At 51.1% G+C, this 22,690-nt stretch carries 22 protein-coding genes and 1 pseudogene; 14 read left to right on the top strand and 9 right to left on the bottom strand.

The features are described 5' to 3' along the window. Nucleotides 1-202: 202 nt before the first annotated feature. From G9409_RS06330 to G9409_RS06320, 3 genes and pseudogenes are all read right to left on the bottom strand, one after another. Nucleotides 203-502, bottom strand: a complete 300-nt coding sequence (locus G9409_RS06330) for a BrnA antitoxin family protein (RefSeq protein ID WP_166807948.1) — start codon at nucleotides 500-502, stop codon at nucleotides 203-205. Then, nucleotides 486-593 (bottom strand): annotated as a pseudogene (locus tag G9409_RS11995) (BrnT family toxin); the annotation flags it as partial. The gene G9409_RS06330 and the pseudogene G9409_RS11995, both read right to left, overlap by 17 nt. Nucleotides 594-842: 249 nt before the next feature. Further along, nucleotides 843-1,754, bottom strand: a complete 912-nt coding sequence (locus tag G9409_RS06320; protein WP_166807947.1) for a hypothetical protein — start codon at nucleotides 1,752-1,754, stop codon at nucleotides 843-845. Between the two features lie 520 nt (nucleotides 1,755-2,274). Here G9409_RS06320 and G9409_RS06315 point away from each other — a divergent pair. From G9409_RS06315 to G9409_RS06250, 14 genes are all read left to right on the top strand, one after another. Next, nucleotides 2,275-3,087: a TOBE domain-containing protein gene (locus G9409_RS06315; protein WP_166808042.1), complete on the top strand. Its 813-nt coding sequence runs from the start codon at nucleotides 2,275-2,277 to the stop codon at nucleotides 3,085-3,087. 334 nt (nucleotides 3,088-3,421) lie between these two features. Beyond that, entirely contained in the window at nucleotides 3,422-3,907 is a 486-nt protein-coding gene (locus G9409_RS06310) for a DUF4395 domain-containing protein (RefSeq protein WP_166807946.1), read from the top strand. A 61-nt stretch (nucleotides 3,908-3,968) separates the two neighbouring features. Further along, nucleotides 3,969-5,300, top strand: coding sequence for an O-acetylhomoserine aminocarboxypropyltransferase/cysteine synthase family protein (locus G9409_RS06305; protein WP_166807945.1), 1,332 nt, complete (start codon nucleotides 3,969-3,971; stop codon nucleotides 5,298-5,300). 42 nt (nucleotides 5,301-5,342) lie between these two features. Continuing rightward, nucleotides 5,343-5,609 (top strand): HPr family phosphocarrier protein, encoded by a 267-nt coding sequence (locus tag G9409_RS06300; protein ID WP_166807944.1) that lies wholly within the window; start codon nucleotides 5,343-5,345, stop codon nucleotides 5,607-5,609. 2 nt (nucleotides 5,610-5,611) lie between these two features. Next, nucleotides 5,612-6,265 carry a LuxR C-terminal-related transcriptional regulator gene (locus G9409_RS06295; protein ID WP_166807943.1) on the top strand — a complete coding sequence of 218 codons (654 nt, stop codon included), beginning with the start codon at nucleotides 5,612-5,614 and terminating at the stop codon, nucleotides 6,263-6,265. A 110-nt stretch (nucleotides 6,266-6,375) separates the two neighbouring features. After that, nucleotides 6,376-7,329: a cysteine synthase A gene (gene cysK / locus G9409_RS06290; protein ID WP_166807942.1), complete on the top strand. Its 954-nt coding sequence runs from the start codon at nucleotides 6,376-6,378 to the stop codon at nucleotides 7,327-7,329. Between the two features lie 154 nt (nucleotides 7,330-7,483). After that, nucleotides 7,484-8,395, top strand: coding sequence for a serine O-acetyltransferase EpsC (epsC, locus tag G9409_RS06285; RefSeq protein WP_166807941.1), 912 nt, complete (start codon nucleotides 7,484-7,486; stop codon nucleotides 8,393-8,395). Between the two features lie 67 nt (nucleotides 8,396-8,462). Beyond that, on the top strand, nucleotides 8,463-9,920 hold the full coding sequence (locus tag G9409_RS06280; protein WP_006365191.1) for a family 2B encapsulin nanocompartment shell protein: 1,458 nt from the start codon (nucleotides 8,463-8,465) through the stop codon (nucleotides 9,918-9,920). 70 nt (nucleotides 9,921-9,990) lie between these two features. Continuing rightward, a complete protein-coding gene (locus G9409_RS06275) occupies nucleotides 9,991-12,240 on the top strand; it encodes a cysteine desulfurase (protein ID WP_166807940.1) in 2,250 nt (749 codons plus the stop codon). A 267-nt stretch (nucleotides 12,241-12,507) separates the two neighbouring features. Continuing rightward, nucleotides 12,508-13,659, top strand: a complete 1,152-nt coding sequence (locus G9409_RS06270; RefSeq protein WP_166807939.1) for a trans-sulfuration enzyme family protein — start codon at nucleotides 12,508-12,510, stop codon at nucleotides 13,657-13,659. A gap of 11 nt (nucleotides 13,660-13,670) precedes the next feature. Then, nucleotides 13,671-13,883, top strand: coding sequence for a sulfur carrier protein ThiS (gene thiS / locus G9409_RS06265; protein WP_328700117.1), 213 nt, complete (start codon nucleotides 13,671-13,673; stop codon nucleotides 13,881-13,883). Between the two features lie 26 nt (nucleotides 13,884-13,909). After that, nucleotides 13,910-14,689 carry a thiazole synthase gene (locus tag G9409_RS06260; protein WP_166807938.1) on the top strand — a complete coding sequence of 260 codons (780 nt, stop codon included), beginning with the start codon at nucleotides 13,910-13,912 and terminating at the stop codon, nucleotides 14,687-14,689. Then, a complete protein-coding gene (gene thiH / locus G9409_RS06255; RefSeq protein ID WP_328700116.1) occupies nucleotides 14,686-15,780 on the top strand; it encodes a 2-iminoacetate synthase ThiH in 1,095 nt (364 codons plus the stop codon). The genes G9409_RS06260 and thiH overlap by 4 nt, the downstream gene beginning before the upstream one ends. Then, on the top strand, nucleotides 15,771-16,514 hold the full coding sequence (locus G9409_RS06250; protein WP_166807937.1) for a HesA/MoeB/ThiF family protein: 744 nt from the start codon (nucleotides 15,771-15,773) through the stop codon (nucleotides 16,512-16,514). The genes thiH and G9409_RS06250 overlap by 10 nt, the downstream gene beginning before the upstream one ends. A 75-nt stretch (nucleotides 16,515-16,589) precedes the next feature. On the opposite strand, the gene G9409_RS06245 is transcribed toward G9409_RS06250, so the two are convergent. The 6 genes from G9409_RS06245 to hypB form a co-directional block, all read right to left on the bottom strand. Beyond that, nucleotides 16,590-16,844, bottom strand: a complete 255-nt coding sequence (locus tag G9409_RS06245; protein ID WP_166807936.1) for a GlsB/YeaQ/YmgE family stress response membrane protein — start codon at nucleotides 16,842-16,844, stop codon at nucleotides 16,590-16,592. 190 nt (nucleotides 16,845-17,034) lie between these two features. Next, complete coding sequence (gene hypE / locus G9409_RS06240) at nucleotides 17,035-18,078, bottom strand: hydrogenase expression/formation protein HypE (protein ID WP_166807935.1); 1,044 nt, start codon at nucleotides 18,076-18,078, stop codon at nucleotides 17,035-17,037. Continuing rightward, nucleotides 18,075-19,169, bottom strand: a complete 1,095-nt coding sequence (gene hypD / locus G9409_RS06235) for a hydrogenase formation protein HypD (RefSeq protein ID WP_166807934.1) — start codon at nucleotides 19,167-19,169, stop codon at nucleotides 18,075-18,077. The genes hypE and hypD overlap by 4 nt, the downstream gene beginning before the upstream one ends. Before the next feature lie 11 nt (nucleotides 19,170-19,180). Continuing rightward, nucleotides 19,181-19,471: a HypC/HybG/HupF family hydrogenase formation chaperone gene (locus G9409_RS06230; protein WP_166807933.1), complete on the bottom strand. Its 291-nt coding sequence runs from the start codon at nucleotides 19,469-19,471 to the stop codon at nucleotides 19,181-19,183. A 98-nt stretch (nucleotides 19,472-19,569) separates the two neighbouring features. Continuing rightward, on the bottom strand, nucleotides 19,570-21,900 hold the full coding sequence (hypF, locus tag G9409_RS06225; protein ID WP_166807932.1) for a carbamoyltransferase HypF: 2,331 nt from the start codon (nucleotides 21,898-21,900) through the stop codon (nucleotides 19,570-19,572). Next, nucleotides 21,861-22,685, bottom strand: a complete 825-nt coding sequence (hypB, locus tag G9409_RS06220) for a hydrogenase nickel incorporation protein HypB (protein ID WP_166807931.1) — start codon at nucleotides 22,683-22,685, stop codon at nucleotides 21,861-21,863. Before hypB ends, hypF begins: the two co-directional genes overlap by 40 nt. Nucleotides 22,686-22,690 lie beyond the last annotated feature (5 nt).

The raw sequence follows: 22,690 nt of genomic DNA, 5'->3' as shown, positions 1-22,690 counted from the left end.
AAATACATAACGTCGCTACGGATTTACAGCAGACGTTCACGCGAGCCTGCTCGCGAAGTTGGTTGTCTGAAATTGCAACAAAAAAATATGGCCACCCTAAGAAGCCAAAGTTATTAGTTGTTATTTAAGGCATGGTAGCTCGACAGGGGTCTTATACCTCAATGTTGAGTGCTTCCGGTTGACCGTAGGGTTCGGTCACATTTCACCCGCTACGGGAATGGCGCGTTACGTACTTACGAAGCACACCATCCATTCTCGATTGCCAACCTTCACCGGTTGACTTGAAGTATGCGATGACCTCGGGGCTATAACGCACCGACACAAGCAGCTTCCTGTTTTCAGACCTCGGACGACCACGCAGGGCGCGGATTGGCACCATCGCCTTCAGTTGCTTTGACGTGAGTGGCTGCGCGTCAGGATCACTTTTAGCTGCCGCAGTAATGACCTTGTCCTCTTCCGCAGTGGGCATGAGGATAGTTGAACGCTTAGAGATTTTCGACATAGTGTTTTACCTCGCGACGATTGGCGCGGCGCAGGCTTATGACCCTTCGCACATCGCCCCGGTCTACAAATGCCACGCAGTACAGGTTTTCTTCCAACTAAACTTGCTGTCCTATTTTTCAGTAAGCGGCTGGTTGGCAATTTTGTACAAGAATATAACCGTTAATGATTGTTTTTAGTTGGGCTTCCTTCGTCAGCAGTAGGTACAAAACCAGCAATTCGTGTTGCTCTCGTCGGTTCATAAAGGCAACAGACACGGTTATCGAAAGCCATCCGAACTACCAGCTTTTGTGAAGCAGGTATATTGAGTGCAGTCCGAATAGCGATTGCATTCTGCACCACTATATTTTGATAATGTTCAAGTTCTGCAAAAATCTTACGCAGTTTATCCTATCCTCCATAGAGTCACCAGACGCCATTGTGCCCCCTGCAAGTGGAAAATAAACAGTTCCATCAGAAACAGTAACCGGAAAGTTTGCATTATAGCTACGAAGAGTGTAACGTTTGTCTGCCGAAATAGCTTCTGCACAAAGGCCATTATGTTTTGCACGAAGAATCAGCTTTGGCCAATTCCTGTGCAAAATCTCAACAAGCTGAGTATTTACCCATAGATATTCCTCGTTATGAGGCAACGTCTGGATAACGAACACATCTGATTCTGCTACTACGCAGAATAATAGTGGATCTGATCCCTTTTTGCGGAAGTGCAGATGTTGTATCCCCCAAGAGTTGAGCAAGGCGTCATTATTATCAGGGTGCTTCTTTTTGAGAATGTCACGGCTAAGATATGGTTTGAGATCGCCACCGGCCTTGATGAGAGCCACAAGTTTTACATAGTCCAGACTATATTCATTTGGTACCGAAAGTTCCCGCGACTCATGAACGATCCTGGGCTTCATTTCCGGAATGCGTCTATACGCATTAAGATAACGCATGGTGTTCTCTTCAGGCGAGCGTATGTCCTTGTATTTGAGACCACAGGCTGGAAGTCCGGTAGTTCGTAGGTTTCCGACCCAATCATTCTTGAAATCCGCATCGATCTGGTCGGGAGCAGCATTTGCGTCGAACTCCTCGCTGGCAACGTCATTAACCATTGGAATGAAATTGTCTGAAAAGCGAAAATACAAACCCTCTTCTTGACTACGAGCAGCAATATTCCCCGCTAAAGCAGCAGAAGCATAAGGGTTTGCATTGGAGTGAATCACGAAAGTTCTTTTGAAACCCTTTATCTTTGATAGAAACTTTTCGTCCATTTTCGCTCCCTTCTCGACAATATGGTGTTGCTGATCGGCTTTGTATCAACATTGCTTAGACTGATCGGCCTAAAAATGAAAAAGCAGAGAATTCCTCTCTGTAAAAGAACTGCAATACCTGCTAATTTCAGCTCTGCTCCATCCTTCAACAGTTCGGGCCGGTAGCGCCCGTTTGCATTTATATTTATCACAAAGATATCGCTGAAATACGGCAAGTACAAGCAGATCAGCCATAGAATCACCTGTTTTTGTGCTCATAATGGCGGATTGTGTGCGTCAAAGAGGTATTCGATGATAAATCAAGTGGCAATGATGGTGACTTTTTCGCTTTCGACGATGGCGACGTTTTTTTGTAGTCTGGGGTGAGGAGTCGTTCTCCGAAGAGGCATTGGTTGCGCTATAATCGAATACGTGTAGAGTAAAATCGTAATAGCAGATTACCCGGAAAACTTATATTCCGGTTCGAGTGTGTGCGCCAGAAACCAAATACGGAACCGTTTATAACCAATGCGGGAGAAGGATTGTGAAAAGCAGAAGAGATGCAATCGGCCTTGAAGGGTCAATCTGGTTTCAGAAAGCCGAGAACAAATATCTTGGCGGAGAGAGAATTGCCCTGCTTGAAAAAATCGATGAACTTGGCTCTATCAACAGTGCAGCCAAAGCCGTCGGGATCAGCTATAAAACCGCATGGCATCTGGTCAATTTGGTGAACAACCTCGCTGAAAAGCCCCTTGTTGACCGTGTAACAGGAGGAAAAGGCGGAGGCGGCACCGTTCTGACAAGGGAGGGGAAAAAAGTTATTGAACAGTTCCGGATTGTTCAGGAAGAGCACCGGAAGTATCTCCACAATCTTGAAAGCCGTCTCGGAGACGCAAGTAATCTTTATCAATTCTTACAAAGGATATCCATGAAAATCAGTGCAAGAAACGTTTTCTCAGGTACTATTGAAAGCATCACAAAAGGGACAGTAAACGCTGAAGTCACGCTTCTGATCGGCGAAGAGACCCGCATCACAGCCATCATAACCAACGGTGCAGTTGACAACCTCAGCCTGAAAGAGGGTATGAACGCCTATGCCATCGTAAAATCAAGCTCAATCATTATCGCCCAGGAGCTGCACGATGCCAAATTAAGCGCTCGAAACATCATGCCCGGCATAATCAGCAAACTTATCGAAGGTCCGGTAAGTACAGAAGTTGATGTAGAAATCGGTGACGGCAACGTCATATCGGCAATAATCACCCATGGCAGTTCTGAAAAACTCTCTCTCAAGGAGGGTGATCATGCCTGCGCACTCTTCAAGGCATCAAGTGTGATACTGGGAGTAAACTGAACAGAAGCTACGGTTTCCCTCTGTTTTTTCTGACAGAGGGAAACAAAAAAATGAGGCTTTATTTGGAAAGTTCCGGAAAAATGGTTAACAATCGTTAATAAGCAAACAACAAAAGACGAACTCATGAAAGCAATGACCTCCAACATAATCTGTACAAGCTGTTGCTGTTGCGCAAAACAGTCAGCGTCTGATACAGGATCTTACCGGAGGAGATGGTAGCCCAACATGATTTCATGAAGTGCATACACTCGAATTATAAGCCGGTACTGACTGTCAGTACCGGCTTTTTTTATTGTCACCCGACTTTTTTACAATCGAAAAAAAACAAACAACCATGTCCAATTTATCCCCGTCAAACACTGCTGCAACAAAAGTGTGCACAGGAATACCTCTTCCAATTGTGAAACTGAACCGGGTTGTGCTGCTCACGGGTATTGTGACCGCCATTCTCGCTCAGCAGCCGGTTATCACCACACTGCTCTTTGTTATCATTCTCGGCGCTGTAGTGTTTGGGCAGAAAGGAAGCCTGATTTTCATTATCGGATCGAGAATTTTTGCAGAACAAAACAAGAGCGCTAAAACGGAAGATCCGAAACTGATGCGCTTCAATAACTCCATAGCGGCAATATTGCTTGGAAGTGCCCAGATTGCATTCCTTCTTGGTGCTGACCTGACAGGATGGATTCTTTCAGGATTTGTTGCTGTGGCTGCGGCAGTAGCCCTCGGGGGGTTCTGCTTCGGCTGCTACTTATTCTATCAGTTCAACCTGCAGCGCTTCAAACTGTTCGGTATATCCCGGGCTGATGAAGGTAAAAACTGATTCTGTTGAAACAAATGAGGCTAACGTATTAATAAAAAAAGAACAATAAAAAACAATCACCATGAGTACACCCAACTACCGTTTTGAAACACTCGCCCTGCATGCAGGCCAGAGTGTTGATGCTACCCAGTCGAGAGGAGTTCCTGTCTACCGTACCAGCTCCTATCTCTTCAAGAACACTGAGCACGCAGCAAACCTCTTTGCCCTGAAAGAGTTGGGCAACATCTACACCCGACTGATGAACCCGACAACCGATGTGCTTGAACAGCGGGTTACACAGCTTGAAGGCGGCGCTGCATCTGTAGCTCTCGCATCAGGCACCGCAGCAATTTTCAACACGATCATCACCATTGCCGAAGCCGGGGATGAGATTGTATCGGCAAACAATCTCTACGGAGGCACTTACACCCAGTTCGATGCGATTCTCCCAAAACTGGGAATTACCGTAAAATTTGTCGACCCGAAAGACCCTGCCAATTTCGAGCGCGCGATAACTGAAAAAACAAGAGCACTCTATATTGAAACCATCGGCAATCCCGTCCTTGATTACAGCGATGTTAAAGCAATTGCCGAAGTGGCTCACAGAAACGGCCTGCCGCTGATTGTCGATGCAACCTTCACTACCCCCTATCTGCTCAAAACTATTGATCTGGGAGCTGACATTGTCATAAACTCTCTCACCAAATGGCTTGGTGGCCACGGAACAGGAATCGGCGGTATTGTTACCGATGCCGGGCGTTTCAACTGGAAGGGAGGAAAGCACCCGCTCTTTACCGAACCGGACAAGAACTATCACGGACTTCGCTGGGGCATTGACCTTCCGGAACCACTGGCACCGATAGCATTTGCCCTGAGAGTGCGCACGGTTCCGCTCAGAAATCTTGGCGCAAGCATTTCACCCGATAATTCATGGATCTTTCTTCAGGGTATCGAAACCCTGCCCGTCAGAATGGTCCGTCACAGTGAAAATGCACTCAAGGTTGCTGAATACCTTTCCGCGCATCCGGAAGTGGCATGGGTACGTTATCCCGGCCTTAAAAACGACCCATCCTACCCTCTCGCCTCACGGGACCTTAAAAACGGATTCGGCGGTGTCGTGGTGTTTGGTGTTAAAGGGGGATATGATGCCGCTGTAAAAATCATCGACTCCATCAAGCTCTTCTCTCATCTCGCCAATGTCGGTGATGCCAAAAGCCTGATCCTCCACCCGGCAAGCACCTCACACAGCCAATTGTCTGCAGAACAGCAGCTTGAGAGCGGTCTATCACCCGACCTGATCCGCCTCTCCATCGGCCTTGAACATCCTGATGATCTGATTGAGGCTCTTGATGAAGTGCTGCACACAGAGGAGTCGCAAAAACAGGGGTGGTTGTCGAAGCTGATCAAGAAATAAATCCCGGGCAGCTCTATAAATCTATTTATTAACAACACAACCATGGTGAACAAGCATCTCACAGTAAAAACTCCTCACGGCCTCCATTTCAGGGCTGCTGCAAAAATCGTCAGGATTTCCAGGGAACAGCAGTGCTCCATTTTGCTTGAGAAAAAAAATGGTGAAACAGCCAGCGCTGAATCTTTACTTGAGATGCTCACCCTTTGCGCAATTTCAGGAACAAAGCTCAAGGTAACAGCTGAAGGCCGGAACGGAAGCAGAGCTCTTGCAATGATAGAAGAGGTTTTTGAAAACGGGGCAGGTATCTGACCATGAACAATCATAAAAGAAATATCTCTCTTGTAGTTGCTGATACCCAGTTTTTAACGAACGAAGCACTCAAGTCAATTCTCTCTCCGCTTTACCAGGTGGTACACCTTGTTTCAACCAAGGCCGGTCTCATGCAGTATCTGCAGCAGGAGAAGATCTCGCTGGTCATTACGGATTACACGCTTTTCGATTTTGATTCAATCGACGATCTCGGCGAGATAAGAAAGCACTACCCTGATATGGGAATAATCATATTGACCAACGCAATAACGCACATCAAGATCAAGGAGCTGAACGACAGCGGCATTAAAAATATTGTACTGAAAACGGATGATGGCGATGAGCTTTTTCATGCTATTGAAGCGGCATTAAAAGGGAAAAAATACTATTCCGGTGACGTGCTTGATATTCTTTTGAAAAAGGATGGGCCGATGGAAGATGCGAGCCTCCTGACAACATCAGAAATTGAAATCGTCCGTCTAATTGCCGCAGGCTTGTCAACAAAAGAGATAGCAGTCAAAAAACATATCAGCTTCCATACGGTCATGACGCACAGAAAAAACATTTTCCGGAAACTGAGCGTTTCAAGCAGTCCGGAGCTCATGATGTATGCCATTAAAGCCGGATTGATTGACAATATTGAATACCACATTTGATACGCATATACCATGTTTGCGGTATAAAAGATGCCCTTTACAGGGGATTTACAAAACGAGGCATATTTTTGATCTTAAACCATCCTTAAAAACTTAAACAATCAACATCCATGGGACGTATTGCAAAAAAACTGACCGACCTGATCGGTAACACCCCTCTGCTTGAACTGGGTAATTTCGCACTTGAACATGAGGCTGTTGGCTCAATCATCGCCAAACTTGAATACTTCAATCCCGGCGGCAGTGTCAAGGACCGTATCGGTTTTTCCATGATCGAGGATGCCGAGAAAAAGGGTCTGCTCAACAAGGATACCGTCATCATTGAACCGACCAGCGGTAATACCGGTATTGCACTGGCATTCATTGCCGCGGCCAAAGGGTACCGCCTTATTCTCACCATGCCTGAAACCATGAGTATTGAACGACGCAACCTGCTCAAGGCTCTTGGAGCCGAACTGGTTCTTACTCCAGGACCGGAAGGTATGCCCGGTGCCATCAGAAAGGCTGAAGAACTTCACTCGGAATATACAAACTCCTTTCTCCCCCAGCAGTTCAAGAACCCGGCCAATCCTGATATCCACCGCAGAACCACAGCCGAAGAGATCTGGAATGACACCGATGGCAAGGTCGATATCTTTGTCAGCGGTGTAGGTACCGGCGGCACGATCACCGGTGTCGGTGAGGTGCTGAAGCAGCGGAACCCCGGTGTAAAAATTGTTGCCGTTGAGCCATTTGACTCTCCGGTCATTTCAGGAGGAAAACCCGGACCGCACAAAATACAGGGTATCGGTGCCGGTTTTATTCCTGACATCCTCAATACCGGTATTATTGACGAGATCATCCAGGTAAAGAACGAGGATGCTCTGCGTACAGGACGGGTTCTGGCCAGAACGGAAGGACTCATTGTCGGTATCTCATCGGGAGCTGCGGCATACGCGGCTCTGCAACTTGCTCAGCGTGAGGAGAACAAGGGTAAAAAGATTGTCGTTATCCTTCCTGATACCGGCGAACGCTACCTCTCAACCCTTCTCTACCAGTTTGAACCAGAGCAGGTCAATATATGAGCATAAATCTCTTGCTGCTCTCTCAGGGGCATCAACAGAGAAGGATTTGCGGCAGGAGATCGGATTTCCTCCTGCCGTCCGATCCCGATGACATCAATTTTTCAAATACAATGAACTATCCGGAAAAGCATCCGGCTCGGGGAGATGGGTAATCATGGAAACAAAAAGCAGCAGTATCATTGAGAACACCATACAGCTTTTAGCCGTTTCCGGTGGTGCTGCATGTGATTTTCTGCCCGATCATGAGCGGCTGCATCCATCGATTGAAAAGCTCAAGGCGATCGTTGAATTGCTCCGTTCTATTCTCTTCCCCGGCTATTTCGGGGAGCCGATTCAGCGACAGAACTCTCTTCCCCACATCCTTGGCGTTCGTGTGGAAAAGCTCTACCTGCTGCTTGCAGAGCAGATCCGAAGTGTTCAGCAGTTCAACCACGAGAACAATCACACTGCTGACTCCGGTGAAAATTCCGAGGGAGTTGCAGAGCAGTTTATCGGAATTCTGCCGGAAATACGGAGGAAATTGTGCACTGATGTCAGAGCTATCTTTGATGGTGATCCTGCCGCCAAAAACTATGGTGAAATCATCTTCTGCTATCCCTCTATCCGGGCCATGATCAATTACCGCGCAGCACATACACTGCTCTCGCTCGGTGTACCGCTTATTCCGAGAATCATCTCCGAAATGTCTCATTCGGAAACCGGTATAGACATACATCCGGGTGCCCATATCGGCGAATATTTCTGCATTGATCACGGAACCGGTGTCGTGATCGGAGAGACCTGCATTATCGGCAACCATGTACGGCTCTACCAGGGGGTAACCCTTGGGGCAAAAAAATTCACGCTCGACAACGACGGAAATCCTGCAAAGAATGTTCCCCGTCATCCGATTATCGAGGACAATGTCGTCATCTACTCCAATGCCAACGTCCTTGGAAGAATAACCATCGGCAAAAACTCCATTATCGGAGGCAATGTCTGGCAGACAAAAAGTCTACCGCCAAACTCAAGGGTACTGCAGCAGAAAGCCGTTGAAAGCAGCTTTACGGACGGCGGCGGCATTTAGGCTGAGCATAACCCGGTATTAAACAGTCAGACTAACCCTCTTACACTCTTAAACCAGCATACAACTCATGTCAAACGCACAACGGGAATCGAACAGTCATTTACAGCGCAGTGTAACCACTACTGTAGCAAGAAATCTGGCGAACACGACCAAAACCGTTCCACAGATGATGTCAATCACCCCGAGGTGGCTGTTGAAGCTGCTCCCGTGGGTGCATGTCTCATCCGGTACGTACCGGGTAAACCGCACCAAAATAGAACTGCAGAAACCGGAACGGATCGGTATCAACTTTCAGGAAGGAATCGCCTCGTTCAAACCTGAAGCCCTTAAAAGCATTCCCCTCTTTGCATCCTTTGAAGATGATATCATCAGCCAGATCGCCAAAAAGTTTGTGCTTGAAGAGGCGGAACTTGGCAGTACCCTCATTCTTGAAGGTGAAGACCGCCATAAACTCTTCATCATCGCGCATGGCCAGGTAGAGATATTAAGCAAGGGGCTCCATGGCGAAGAGCTGCGAATCGCACTACTTTCTGAGGGTGAGTACTTCGGAGCCGAGGATCTGGTCTCCGATAAACCCTCTTCGGTTACCATCCGGACCATCACTCCCGGCTCGTTTTTCTCTCTTTCGAGTGTCGATATTGAAAAACTCTTCCGCCAGTCCCCTTCCCTGAAGGAGTCCTTCCAGAAAACCGTTGCCGAGTACCTTAAAATCCGCTCCACCGTCAACACGCATGGTGAAAAGCATATCGACCTTGTCGCTGGTTTTGCTGAAGATGTCGAGATCCCTGAAACCTATGTAGACTATACAAACAAGCCCCGCGAGTACTCGCTACAGGCAATTCAGACTGTAGTCCGCGTTCATACAAGGGTTTCCGACCTCTACAATGAGCCCTACAATCAGATAGAGCAACAGATGCGCCTGACGATCGAGGGTATCAAGGAGCGTCAGGAGTGGGAGTTTATCAATAACCGCGAGTTCGGTCTACTCTACTCCGTTGATCCCGGACAGCGTATCAGCACCCGCTATGGCACACCGACACCTGATGACCTTGACGATCTCTTGACAAAGGTGTGGAAAAAACCGGCTTTCTTTATCGCGCATCCAAAAGCCATCGCGGCTTTCGAACGGGAGTGCACCTGGCGCGGTGTTCCTCCTGCCACTATCAACCTTTTCGGAACGCCGGTTCTGACCTGGCGGGGTGTTCCGCTTATTCCGAGCGACAAACTTGAAATCAACAAAAACAACAAATCGGGTCATGGCACCACAAATATCATTCTGCTTCGTGTCGGTGAAAATGAGCAGGGTGTGGTGGGTCTGCATCAGGCCGGTATTCCCGGAGAGATCAGCCCGAGCCTCTCGGCAAGACTGATGGGTCTCGACAAGCTTGGGGTCGCATCCTATCTCCTGACCCTTTACTCCTCACTGGCTGTGCTGACCGATGATGCACTTGCCGTACTTGAAAATGTCGAAGTCGGCTACTATCACGATTACGAGCATCGCAAAACAGCAGCCAAAACCAAGTAAAGGGAACCGAAAAACCACCATACCAGTCAGGAGCTGAAAATCCTGACCGGTATGGATTACCAAATGATTTATGCCGAGAGAATACGAACAACCATACATTCCGGGAATCGAGAGTGAAGCGATCAACCCGACACTCATTGCAGAGATCGCCAGCAGGCTGTTCAATGATCTTCCCGAGGCCGGAAGCGTTCCGAAATATGAAACCGATATCACTACGGCACCCGCTTCACATGCAGAAATCCTCAGTAATAAAACAGGGGTGGCCTCTGATCACGGGGCTGTGCACCTCCCCGACAATTCGCAGCTGCAGGAGCTGCCGGCATACCCGGAAATCCCGTATTTTCAAGGTGATGCCCTCCCCTCTCCAGAGCATGATCTCTATTTTCTCTCCCCTGCTCCGGCAAAAAAAGAGGAACCGCTTGGACACCATGCCAACAAGCTGACCGACCAGCAGAACTACTCAGAGAACAGTAACGGCTCATACGGACTCGATCAGTTTATACGCCGTACTCTTCCTCCAAAACCGGAGAGTGCTGACGGGTTTGCTGAGACCAGCCCGGAGAGTATTGCCCCGTTTTTCACCACGCTGAACAGCGGTCTTCCGGGTGAGGATGATTTCTCCTTCAATTTGCTCCTTGCCGCTGCTCAGGATCCAACCTCGGCAGTTGCTCCTCGAACGGAAGTCAACCCGCAGGCTGTTACCCCCGAGGCTTTTGCTGACCACCTGCCTCAGCAGCAATTTCCCGGAGTACCGGAAACTTCCGGAGGCCCGTCAGCGGGTCAATGCTACGCCGAAAAGCTCTACCGGAACTTCGAATTTGAACAGGGGACTCCTGATCTTTCACTGGTTTTTCAGTCGCTTCGCGGTGCCAATGGAGTTACTTCTCCTGCTCTTCCCGACATCCCGGAAGCAGGGATACCGGCAAATGTCAACCCAACCTCCGCTTCCCGGCCTGAACTTCCAGGAAAAGCTCCGGCACCAGTCTGGCCGAACAGTGGTTCTTCATTGCCGGATGCAACCAGTTTCCCATTCAGCATTCCGGAATCTTCGCTTGTTGATCCCTACTATTTTCTGCGTGAACCCAAAGCTCCGGTGCATACTCCTGAAGGGTTTAATGTGGCAGCCATCCGGAAGAATTTTCCTGTGCTGCATCAGAAAATTCACGGCAAACAGCTTGTATGGTTTGACAATGCAGCCACAACCCAAAAGCCGCTGAGCGTCATCAATGCCGTTGCGCATTTCTATGCTACCGACAACTCCAATATTCACCGGGGAGCTCATACACTTGCCGCAAGAGCAACCGATGCCTATGAGGGGGCCCGTGAAAAGATCCGACAGTTTATAGGCGCTGCTTCAACCTCGGAAATCATCTATGTACGGGGCACCACCGAAGGGATCAATCTGGTGGCACAGACTTGGGGGCGCAAGTTTCTCCAGCCGGGCGACGAGATTGTGCTCTCCATCCTTGAGCACCATGCCAATATTGTTCCCTGGCAGATGGTTGCTCACGAAAGGGGTGCACGGATCAAGGTTGTACCGGTCAACGACCGGGGCGAGATTATCCTTGAAGAGTATACCAAGCTGCTCGGCCCGCGCACAAAGTTTGTCTCGCTCACCCAGGCATCAAACGGCCTTGGAACCATACTGCCCGTCAGGGAGATGATTCAGCTTGCCAAACGCTTTGACGCAAAAGTGCTGATTGATGGTGCCCAGTCGGTAGCACATATTCCGGTCAACGTGCAGGATCTCGATGCTGATTTCTTTGTCTTCTCTGGCCACAAAATTTTTGCGCCGACCGGTATTGGTGTTGTTTACGGTAAACGGGAGCTGCTTGAGCTCATGCCTCCATGGCAGGGCGGCGGCAACATGATTCAGGATGTACGGTTTGAAGAGACCATCTACAACGAACCGCCGGCAAAGTTTGAAGCCGGTACTCCCTCAATCGGTGACGCTGTCGGTCTCGGAGCGGCACTTGACTACGTGCGTAAAATCGGCCTTGAAAACATTGCCCGCTACGAGCATGAGCTGACCGAATACGGAACCGAACGCCTCAAGGGAATTCCCGGACTGCGTTTGATCGGTACCGCGCGCAACAAGGTCGGAGTTCTCTCCTTTGTACTGAACAATCTTCCCAATGAAGAGGTCGGAAAGCTGCTTGACCAGGAGGGCATTGCCGTACGCACCGGCCATCACTGCACACAGCCCTCACTGCGACGCTTCGGAGTGGAGGGCACCATACGCCCCTCACTTGCATTCTACAACACCAAAGAGGAGATCGACCGGCTGGCGGAGGTCATCAATCATATACAGCGCCGATGAGGGTTATCTCTATAAATTTATTCCGCGATTCGATTACTTCGTTTGGCGGTGCTCGAAATCCTCATGTACTGCGTAGTACATTCCGGTTTCTGCGCTCCTTCCGCCTTGTACTCAAACCGCTCATGAGAATTAATAGAGATAACCACACGAGTAATTGTTAAAAAGTGTTTTCGGTAAAAAAGGAAAAGAACGGTTATCTTTGTTCCCGGCGACTCCGGAAAAACCGGAATCCGGGCACAAAGAATAACCGATTGCAAGGCAAATATTATGCAGTTTGAAACCATAGCCATTCATGACGGACAGGCCCCCGACCCCCATACCGGTTCGGTAACTGTTCCTGTCTACCAGACATCAACATTCGAACGTGAAGACCTTGAGCATCACCGTGATTTTTTCTACTCAAGAATCGGCAATCCCACAAGAAAGGCGCTTGAATCAACCCTTGCCCTGCTTGAAAACGGCAAATACGGACTGGCTTTTGCGTCAGGAGTTGCGGCAACCATGGCAGCTCTCCAGGTTCTCAAGCCGGGTGACCATGTTGTAGCGAGCAACGATATCTATGGCGGCTCCTACCGCATCTTTGAGCAGCTCCTTCGTCCCTGGGGTGTATCAACCACCTATGCGGAAAACGAAACTACCGAAAGCTATGCTGCCTGCATAACACCGGCAACAAAGCTTATCTGGCTTGAAACCCCATCCAATCCCCTGCTCCAGCTTTCGGACATCTCAGCCCTTGCAGAGCTTGGAAAAAAACAGGGAATCATCCTTGCAGTCGATAATACCTTTGCCAGTCCCTACTTTCAGCGCCCGCTTGAGCTCGGAGCGGATATTGTTGTGCACAGCACCACAAAATACCTCGGAGGGCACAGCGACGTGATCGGAGGTGCAGTGGTGACCTCTAACCCTGCACTGCACACCATCATAAAAAACTATCAGGCAGCAGCGGGCGCGATACCTGCTCCCTGGGACTGCTGGCTTATCCTGCGCGGACTGAAAACCCTGAAAATCCGCATGAAGGAGCATGAGGCAAATGCCCTGCACCTTGCAGGAGTTCTTGAGCGGCACCCTGCTGTGGAACGGGTCTTTTACCCCGGTCTCCCCTCTCACCCGCAGCATGAACTTGCGAAACGACAGATGAGCGGCTTTGGAGGAATGCTGACCATTGCACTCAAAGGCGGGCTTTCGGCAGTGAAAACATTAACCGCAAACCTGAAGCTCTTCATTCTGGCCGACAGCCTCGGCGGAGTGGAGTCGCTCATCGCCTCACCGCCGAAAATGACGCTCGGGGCACTTACCCAGGAGGAGAGGCGGCGCAGAAGATGCACCGACAACCTTGTTCGGCTCTCTGTCGGCCTTGAAAACGCGGCAGATCTTGAAGCGGATATTTTGAACGCACTCGATATCCCCATATCAATTTGACGATGAAAGAAATGGCACAAATGATTACTATTGAGCTGAATGGAAAGGAAGAGCAGCTCCCGTCGGGTTCTGACCTGAACGGGCTACTCTCAATCATAGGATCTGACGGAAAAAACGTGGCAGTATTAGTAAACGACCGAAGCGTCCGCCCCGAAAACCGCTCAACGCACCTGCTGCAGGAAGGTGACCGGGTTGAGATACTGATTTTTGCCGGCGGTGGCTGATCTGCCCCAGAATAGATACAACAGTTATGGACTCATTGCAGTTAGGCTCTTACAGCTTTACCTCCCGCCTGATTCTCGGAACTGGTAAATTCAGCAACGCCAGGGTTATGCTTGATGCCGTCCGGGCTTCCGGCACCCAACTCGTCACCGTGGCTCTGCGCCGCTTCAACCGCGAACAGCTTGAAGACGATCTTTTCGGTCCACTGTCACAGCTACCGGGAATAACCTTGATGCCGAATACTTCCGGAGCATCGACAGCAGCAGAAGCTGTCCGTGCTGCCCATATTGCACGGGAACTCTCCGGAAGCCCTTTCATCAAGGTTGAAATTCACCCGAATCCCCAGCATCTGATGCCGGACCCGATAGAAACATACGAGGCTGCCCGGATTCTGGCAAAAGAGGGATTCCTGGTCATGCCCTATATTTCCGCTGACCCTGTTCTGGCCAAACGCCTTGAGGATGCAGGCTGCGCATCGGTCATGCCGCTCGGCTCGGCAATCGGCAGCGGTCAGGGGCTTTCGACCTCAGAAATGCTCGGCATCATTATCCGCGAAAGCGGCATTCCGGTCATCGTTGATGCAGGGCTGCGCTCCCCTTCAGAGGCTGCCGCAGCCATGGAGATGGGGTGCGGAGCCGTGCTTGTAAACAGTGCTGTTGCGGTTGCATCTGACCCCCCGAAAATGGCGGAGGCCTTTGCCGGTGCTGTTGTTGCCGGAAGAAAGGGATTCAACGCCGGATTGATGCAAAAAAGCGGTTCCGCTGTAGCAACCAGCCCTCTCACCTCTTTTCTCGGAGCAAAAGCGTGAGCACAGTACCGGAGTGGCTGACCGACGAGCGGGAGTCGGCAGCCCTTGCCTCCATGCTTTCGCCCTCTTCGTCAGCCTCACTTGAAGCTCTGGCCGCTGAGTCAAAAGCGATCACCCTTCGCCGTTTCGGACGAACCATTTCGCTCTACGCACCGCTCTATCTCTCAAACCACTGTTCAAGCGGGTGTATCTACTGCGGCTTTGCATCCGACAGAACAACCCTCCGGCGACGGCTTGAGCCGGATGAGATCGAGCGGGAACTGATCGCCATGAAAAAACTCGGCATCAGTGATATACTGCTCCTGACCGGCGAACGGACAAAAGCGGCAGATTTTGACTATCTGCGCAAGGCAGTCGAGATTGCCGCCAAACGCACACAAAAAGTATCGGTTGAAGCCTTCCCCATGAGTGTCGCTGAATACCGAACTCTTGCAGAGTGCGGCTGTACCGGCATCACCATCTACCAGGAGACCTACAACCGCGAGCGCTACGAAGCACTTCACCGCTGGGGTCCGAAAAAGGATTTTCTTGACCGGCTTGAAACCCCGGCAAGAGCGCTTGAAGGAGGAATAAAAACCGTAGGCCTCGGCGCGCTGCTCGGCCTTTCGGAACCGGTGGAAGACGCCCTGATGCTCTACCGCCACGCGCGCCATCTCAGCCGTACCTACTGGCGTGCAGGCATCTCAGTCTCCTTTCCCCGCATGAGGCCGCAGACCGGAGGCTACGAGCCGCCTTTTCCGGTTGATGACCATCTTCTTGCCCGCATAATCTTTGCTTTCCGGATTGCGCTGCCCGATATTGAACTGGTACTCTCCACCAGAGAGAGTGCTGCCTACCGTGACGGAATGGCCGGACTCGGCATAACACGCATGAGCATAGCAAGCCGCACCACAGTTGGTGGTTATGACGATAACAACACCGACAAGGGGCAGTTCGATGTTTCTGACGACCGCTCGGCTGAAGAGTTTTGCGCGGCCCTTCGTGCAAGAGAGATTGAACCGGTATTTAAAAACTGGGAACCGGTTTTCAACGGCCCTTCAGGTACGCAAAGCCGCACGGTAATACAGGAGGAAATGCACTCATGCCACTGAACGACAACCAGCGCCAGCGTTATCTGCGCCACCTGACACTGCAGGAGATCGGTGAATCCGGACAGGAAAAACTCGCTCAGGCAAAAGTGCTCGTGGTCGGAGCCGGAGGTCTTGGCTCACCGGCCGCTTTTTATCTTGCAGCAGCCGGTATCGGCTCGCTCGGCATTATGGATGGTGACACGGTTGAGTTGAGCAATTTGCAGCGCCAGATCCTACATACGACAGCTTCACTCGGAGAAGAGAAAGTGAACTCGGCAGCAGAACGGATTAACTCTCTTGACCCCGATATCCGCCTCTCACTCTACCCCTTCCGGCTTACTGAAGAGAACGCCCCGGAACTCCTTGCCGGTTTCGATTTTGTGCTTGACGCAACCGACAATTTCGAATCAAAATTCCTGATAGCAAAAGCCTGCCATAATGCGGCTAAACCATACTCGCACGCCGGAATCCGGCAGTTCCACGGCCAGATGATGACGGTTCACCCCGGAAAAACCGCCTGTTACCACTGCGTTTTCCATGAAGAGGGAATCCCTGCTGCTTCCACACCCTCCGGACCGATCGGGGCTCTCCCCGGGGTCATCGGCTCCATGCAGGCTATCGAAGCGATAAAGTATATTCTTTCCATTGGCACACCACTCGTCAACACACTCCTGACATACGACTCACTTACCACAGAGTTCCGGAAAGTCCCACTGAGCCGCGACCCCCGCTGCCCCCTCTGCGGAGTTGAGTAACCGTTCAAACCTGCATCTGATACCTCAAAAAAAAACCTTGATCTCTCAGGAACAATCCAGCAAAGAAAAGAAGCTTCAAACCCGCCTGAAAAATCTGATCAAAAACAGCAGTAATACGGCACCGATCGTCGCTGACACTATTGTACCTAAAATACCTCCACCCAGGCTTATTCCCAGCAATCCGAAAAGGTACCCGCCTAAAATCGCACCGATAATACCAATAACGATATCACCCAGAAGACCAAAACCATACCCTTTCACAATAAGACCAGCCAGCCAACCCGCCAATGCGCCGATCAGAATAAAAATCAGCAATCCTGTGATGCTCATAATGGCCTCCCCTTCATTTGTCGTTATGATGCAAATCATGACAAACAATAGGAACACTGGTTTAACACCTTAAATTCCCAAAACGAAGGGGGAGATGATCGACTTCATGCCCGCTACAAGATAGTAAGCTGTTTGCAGGTAAAACTCCAGAGGAGCGCCATATCGGCAGGAGTCCCGACAGGATCAGGACTCAGCAGATACGCGGAAGCTGTTCGCCGAGAGGCAGATCGACAATGCGGCGGCTGCCGAATGCGGTTCGCATGACTACCATGCCGTGGTGGTCGTCAACAACCGAGCCGATAATGACGGCATCCCGACCCTCTTCGGTACCGCGCATCACCTCAAGAACCCTGTCGGCATCTCCGGCGGCAACTGCCAGCACAAGTTTGCCTTCGTTGGCAACATGAAGGGGATCAATCCCGAGCAGCTCACAGGCACCACGGACATCGGGTTGTACCGGAATTGCGGTCTCGTTGATCTCAATGCCGACTGATGAGGCTGCGGCAAGTTCGTTGAGTGTTGCCGCCACACCGCCTCTTGTTGGATCTCGCATGGCATGAACCCCGGGCACGGCATCAAGAACTGCTCCAATCATCCTGTTGAGAGAAGCACAGTCACTCTTGATTGTCGACTGAAATGAGAGATTTTGACGGGAGGTCATGATCGCCATACCATGATCCCCGACCGATCCTGAAAGAATGAGGCTGTCTCCCGCCTTCAGGTTTCGGCAGGAGAGATCTACACCCTCCCTGATTGCGCCAACCCCCGCTGTATTGATAAAGATCCTGTCACACTGACCTTTACCGACAACCTTGGTATCGCCGGTGACAATCATAACCCCGGCTTTCAGGGCTGCTGCAGCCATACTCATGACTATGGTTTCAAGATCGGCAAGGGGAAAACCCTCTTCAAGCACAAAGCCGGCGCTGAGGTAGAGGGGCCGGGCACCGCCTACCGCCAGGTCGTTCGCCGTACCATTGACCGCAAGCTCGCCGATGTTGCCGCCGGAAAAAAAAACCGGACTCACTACATAGGTATCGGTTGAAAAGGCTGTTCGACCTGGGGGGAGATCAAGCTTTGCCTGATCGTCAAGCAGATCGAGAAAATGGTTGTGGAGGTGCGGCATGAATACCCTCTGCATAAGTACCTGCGACAGCCGTCCACCCGCGCCATGCGCCATCTGGACGGTTTCATGCTGTGTAATGGGAGCCGGACAGACCGGTGCAATTGTCATGGAGTGAAGTTCCTGTGATAGTTATAATATGCTGCACACGCCCCTTCGGAAGAGACCATGGTCGCTCCGAGAGGATGCTCCGGAGTACACTCTTTTGCAAATGCCGGACAGCCGTCAGGCTTGAGTGCACCCTGAAGAACCCGGCCGCTCATGCATAGGGGTGATTCCGAAGCACAGATATGGGAAACATTGAACTTTTTTTCAGCATCAAAACGGGCGTAGGCATCTCTCAATCCAAGACCGCTCGCCGGAATCATGCCGATACCGCGCCACTGCCGGTCGATCACCTCAAACACGTTACGGATAATCTCTGTGGCCGCCCGGTTCCCCTCACGGCTCACCACCCGGGCGTAGCGGTTGACCACCTCCGCCCTGCCAGCTTCAAGCTGTTCAACCGTTGCAAGAATTCCGGCAAGAAGATCAACCGGTTCAAAACCGGTAGGCACAATCGGCACATGAAACTCGCGCGCTACAGGCTCATACTCTTCATATCCCATCACAGCGCAGACATGACCGGCGGCAAGGAAGCCCTGAACCCGGTTTCCGGGAGAGGAGAGAATGGCACGCATGGCCGGAGGCACCATGACCTGGCTCACCAGAACACTGAAATTCTCAATACCTTCTCTCTTTGCCTGCCAGACCGCCATGGCATTGGCCGGTGCCGTGGTTTCAAAGCCTACCGCAAAAAAGACCACCTCTTTTTGTGGATTGTCGCGGGCTATCTGCAGGGCATCCAGCGGTGAAAAAACAATGCGCACATCCCCCCCCCGGCTCCGCACCATGAAAAGATCCATTGCACTGCCGGGAACACGGAGCATATCGCCGAAACTGGTAAAAATCACCTCTTTTTGGATGGCAATTGCGAGCGCCCGTTCAATCGACTCAAGCGGAGTAACACAGACCGGGCATCCCGGACCGTGAACCAGCTCTATTGCGTCAGGCAGCAGTTGATCAATGCCGTTGCGGATAATCGAATGGGTCTGTCCACCGCAGATCTCCATAATGGTCCATGGCCGTGTGGTAACTCTGTGGATCTCGGCCAGAAGATTACGGGCAAGCTGCGGGTCGCGGTATTCGTCAATATATTTCATGGCAACCTGCGTCAAACATCCCCGGATTCCCCGGATTCCCCGGATGAAGGCGGCTCTTCAAGAGGTTCAAACGCCCCTTTCTCTACCAGCTCCTCCCAGAGTTTCAGGCTTTCTGCAGCTTCCTCCTCATCGATGATTTTCAGGGCAAACCCCGCATGAACAATGGTATAATTGCCAACCTGAATTTCCGGTACATACTCAAGACATGCTCTGGTTTTAGCACCGTTCACATCAATGGTGCCCATCATCAGTCCGTTTTCAGAGCTGATTTCAAGAAGTTTTCCGGGAATAGCGAGGCACATTGCTGCGTTGGTTTGGTTTAATTGGAAAAGATAATAATAAAAACAAGGACAATAAGGACTACAACGACAGCAAGGACGAATAATACGAGATCAGATTTCTAATAAACTCCACGATAGTTGCCTTTGAGGTATTCGCGGCCGATCATGGCCTGACCGAGGGAGAGACCTCCGTCATTTGAGGGAACAAGGGAGTGGGCAAGCACCCGGTATCCTCCGGTTTCAAGCTCCCGGATCAATGTTTCAAAAAGAAGCGCATTCTGGAAAACTCCGCCGCTCAGGGCGACTGTTTTTATTCCGGTTACCATCGAAGCCTTGGCGATGATCTCCTGAAAACAGTCAAGAAGAGTCCGGTGGAAGCAGCGGCTGATTTCAGCAGCACTCACGCCACTCAGTACCGCTGCTGCCGCATCGCGGATAATCGGTGAAACAAGCATGATCCAGCGGCCGTTGTCCTCCTGAAGTCCGTAACTGAATGCGCTGTCGCCGACGCTGCCTCCTGCTGCATGCGTCAGTGCAACTGCGGCCTCTCCCTCATAGCTGATCTCTCCCTTCAAGCCGCAAAGAGCAGCTATGGCATCAAACAGTCTTCCGCAGCTCGATGTTTCATAAATACCGACATGTTTTTGCAGCAGTTCGACTACCGGGTCAACGCACCTTTCGTTCATAAACGGCAGTTCAGGCATCTCCGGAAAGCTTCTGAACAGGTAGCCGATCGCAGCCCGCCATGGCTGCATGATGGCCGCTTCCCCGCCCGGCAAAGGCATGGGTTCCAGGGATGCAAACCGTTCGGCTCCTCCGGCGTCGCCAATGAGCAGCTCTCCGCCCCAGATCGTGCCGTCACTGCCGTAACCTGTTCCGTCAAGGATAAGCCCGATTACCGGCCCATCCTCTCTCTGTTCGGCAAGGCAGGATGCAAGGTGCGCATGATGGTGCTGAACACCAAGCCGGGGCAGTTCCTGCCGGGCTGCCCAGAGCGTTGTCATGTAGTCGGGATGCAGGTCATGCACAACGAGCTCGGGTGAGGCCTGAAAAAGGTGCTGCAGATGCAGGGCTACATGCTCGTAATGGCGATAGGACTCAAAGTTTTTCATGTCGCCGATATGCTGGCTCAGGATAGCATGAGAGCCCTTCAGCAACGTTATGGTGTTTTTCAGCTCTCCTCCGGTTCCAAGCACAGAGGGACCGCTCTCCCGAAGGTAGACCGGTGCGGGAACATACCCTCTGCTCCGCCGTAACTGTCGGAGCTTGCCCGAAAGGTAAATGGTTACCGAATCATCACACTTCAGATAGATCGGCCGGTTATGCACAAGAAAGGCATCGGCAATACCCTGGAGTCTCTTGACCGCATCATCATTTTCACTCGTAATCGGCTCCTCACTGAAATTCGCGCTGGTCATCACGAGAACCTCCGGACTCCCATCGAAAAGAAGCGCGTGCAGAGGTGAATACGCAAGCATAACGCCAAGCCGGTCACTGTCAGGAGCCACAGAGGGTGCAAGAGCAGTTCCATCTCTCTTTTTAAGGAGCACAATCGGCGCTTCCGCTGCGTTAAGCGCAGCAAGCTCCCCGTCACTCAGCTCGCAATATCTGACGGCAAGAGATGCATCAGGCATCATGACGGCAAAAGGTTTGGCTTCACGACCCTTTCTCGCTCTGAGCCGCTGAACCGCTTCCTCATTGGAGGCATCAACAGCCAGATGAAATCCACCCACTCCCTTCAGAGCAATAATACCACCGCTTCGGAGAATGGCAGAGGCTTCCACCAGAACATTATCAGCATCAGAAGTTCTGCCCGATGCATCAAGCAGCTGAATGGCAGGGCCGCAAACCGGACAGGCTGTCGGTTCCGCATGAAAACGGCGGTCAAGTGGATCCATGTACTCCCGCTCACACTCCCCGCACATCGCAAAGGCGTGCATGGAGGTGAACTGACGATCATAGGGAAGCCTGCTGACTATGGTGTAACGGGGGCCGCAGTTGGTGCAGTTGATGAAGGGGTACCGGAACCGGGGGTTTGCCGGATCGAAGAGCTCTTTCCGGCACTCTTCGCAGATAGCAATATCCGGCGGGATGAGTGTTTCAACCTCACTTCCGGCACTGGAATATCCGATAACAAAATCCTCTTCCGGGAGAGAATCGATGCGCTTCTCCTCCACTGTTTCTATCCTTGCAAGCGGAGGGGCATCCTGGCGAACTGCATGGCTGAAGAGGTCGAGATGGGCTGATGCACCCTGCACCTCAATCAATACTCCCGATGGCGTGTTCCTGATAAACCCTTTCAAACCTGACGAGACGGCAAGGCGGTAGACAAACGGCCGAAATCCTACCCCCTGCACAATACCACTGATACTGAGACGCCTCCTCTCTTCGACGGCGACAGCCGCGCTACTCAGCGCTGTTTCAGTTTGCTTTCGATCCACTGCTGCCATACATCAAACCCTTCGCCGGTTTTGGCTGACACTTCCATCCATTCGAGATGGTGATTAACACGAAGAGCATTCTCCCTGCACTTCCGGGCATCAAAATCAACATAGGGAAGGAGATCAATTTTGTTGAGAATGCAGAGATTCGCTTCATGAAACATATTCGGGTACTTCAGCGGCTTGTCGTCACCCTCGGTAACACTGATAACAACCACTTTCAGTGCTTCTCCGAGATCAAACATAGCCGGACAGACAAGATTGCCGACATTTTCGATGCAGAGCAGAGAGTTATTCTGCAACTCAAGCTCCTTCACTGCACGATTGATCATCATCGCATCAAGATGACATCCGGAACCGGTATTGACCTGAATGACCGGGACACCAAGTGCATGAATCCGCTCAGCATCATTGGTGGTCTGCTGGTCACCCTCTATAACGGCAACCGGAGAGTGTGGAAGAATCAAGGGAATGATTTTTTCCAGCAGAGTGGTTTTTCCTGAACCGGGAGAGCTCAGAAAATTAAGCGCAAAGATGTTGCGTGCCTCAAAAAAACCACGGTTTCTTTCAGCCAGAAGATTGTTCTTCAGTAAAACATCCTGCTCAAGCAGAACCTTCCTTCCACTGCTCTCTTCATGGTGATGGTGATGCGAGTGATCATGACTATGAGCCTCATCATGGCTATGGATCAAGCTTTCGTGATCGCTCTCGATGATATGTAGATGGTAACCGGTCTCGCCGGGCTTACGGAGCACCACCCCGCCCTCGGTTGAACAGCCGCAGGTATCGCACATAGGTA

It is taken from the genome of Candidatus Chlorobium masyuteum (assembly GCF_011601315.1).
GTDB lineage: Bacteria > Bacteroidota > Chlorobiia > Chlorobiales > Chlorobiaceae > Chlorobium > Chlorobium masyuteum.
This window is presented reverse-complemented; position numbering and strand designations above follow the sequence as displayed.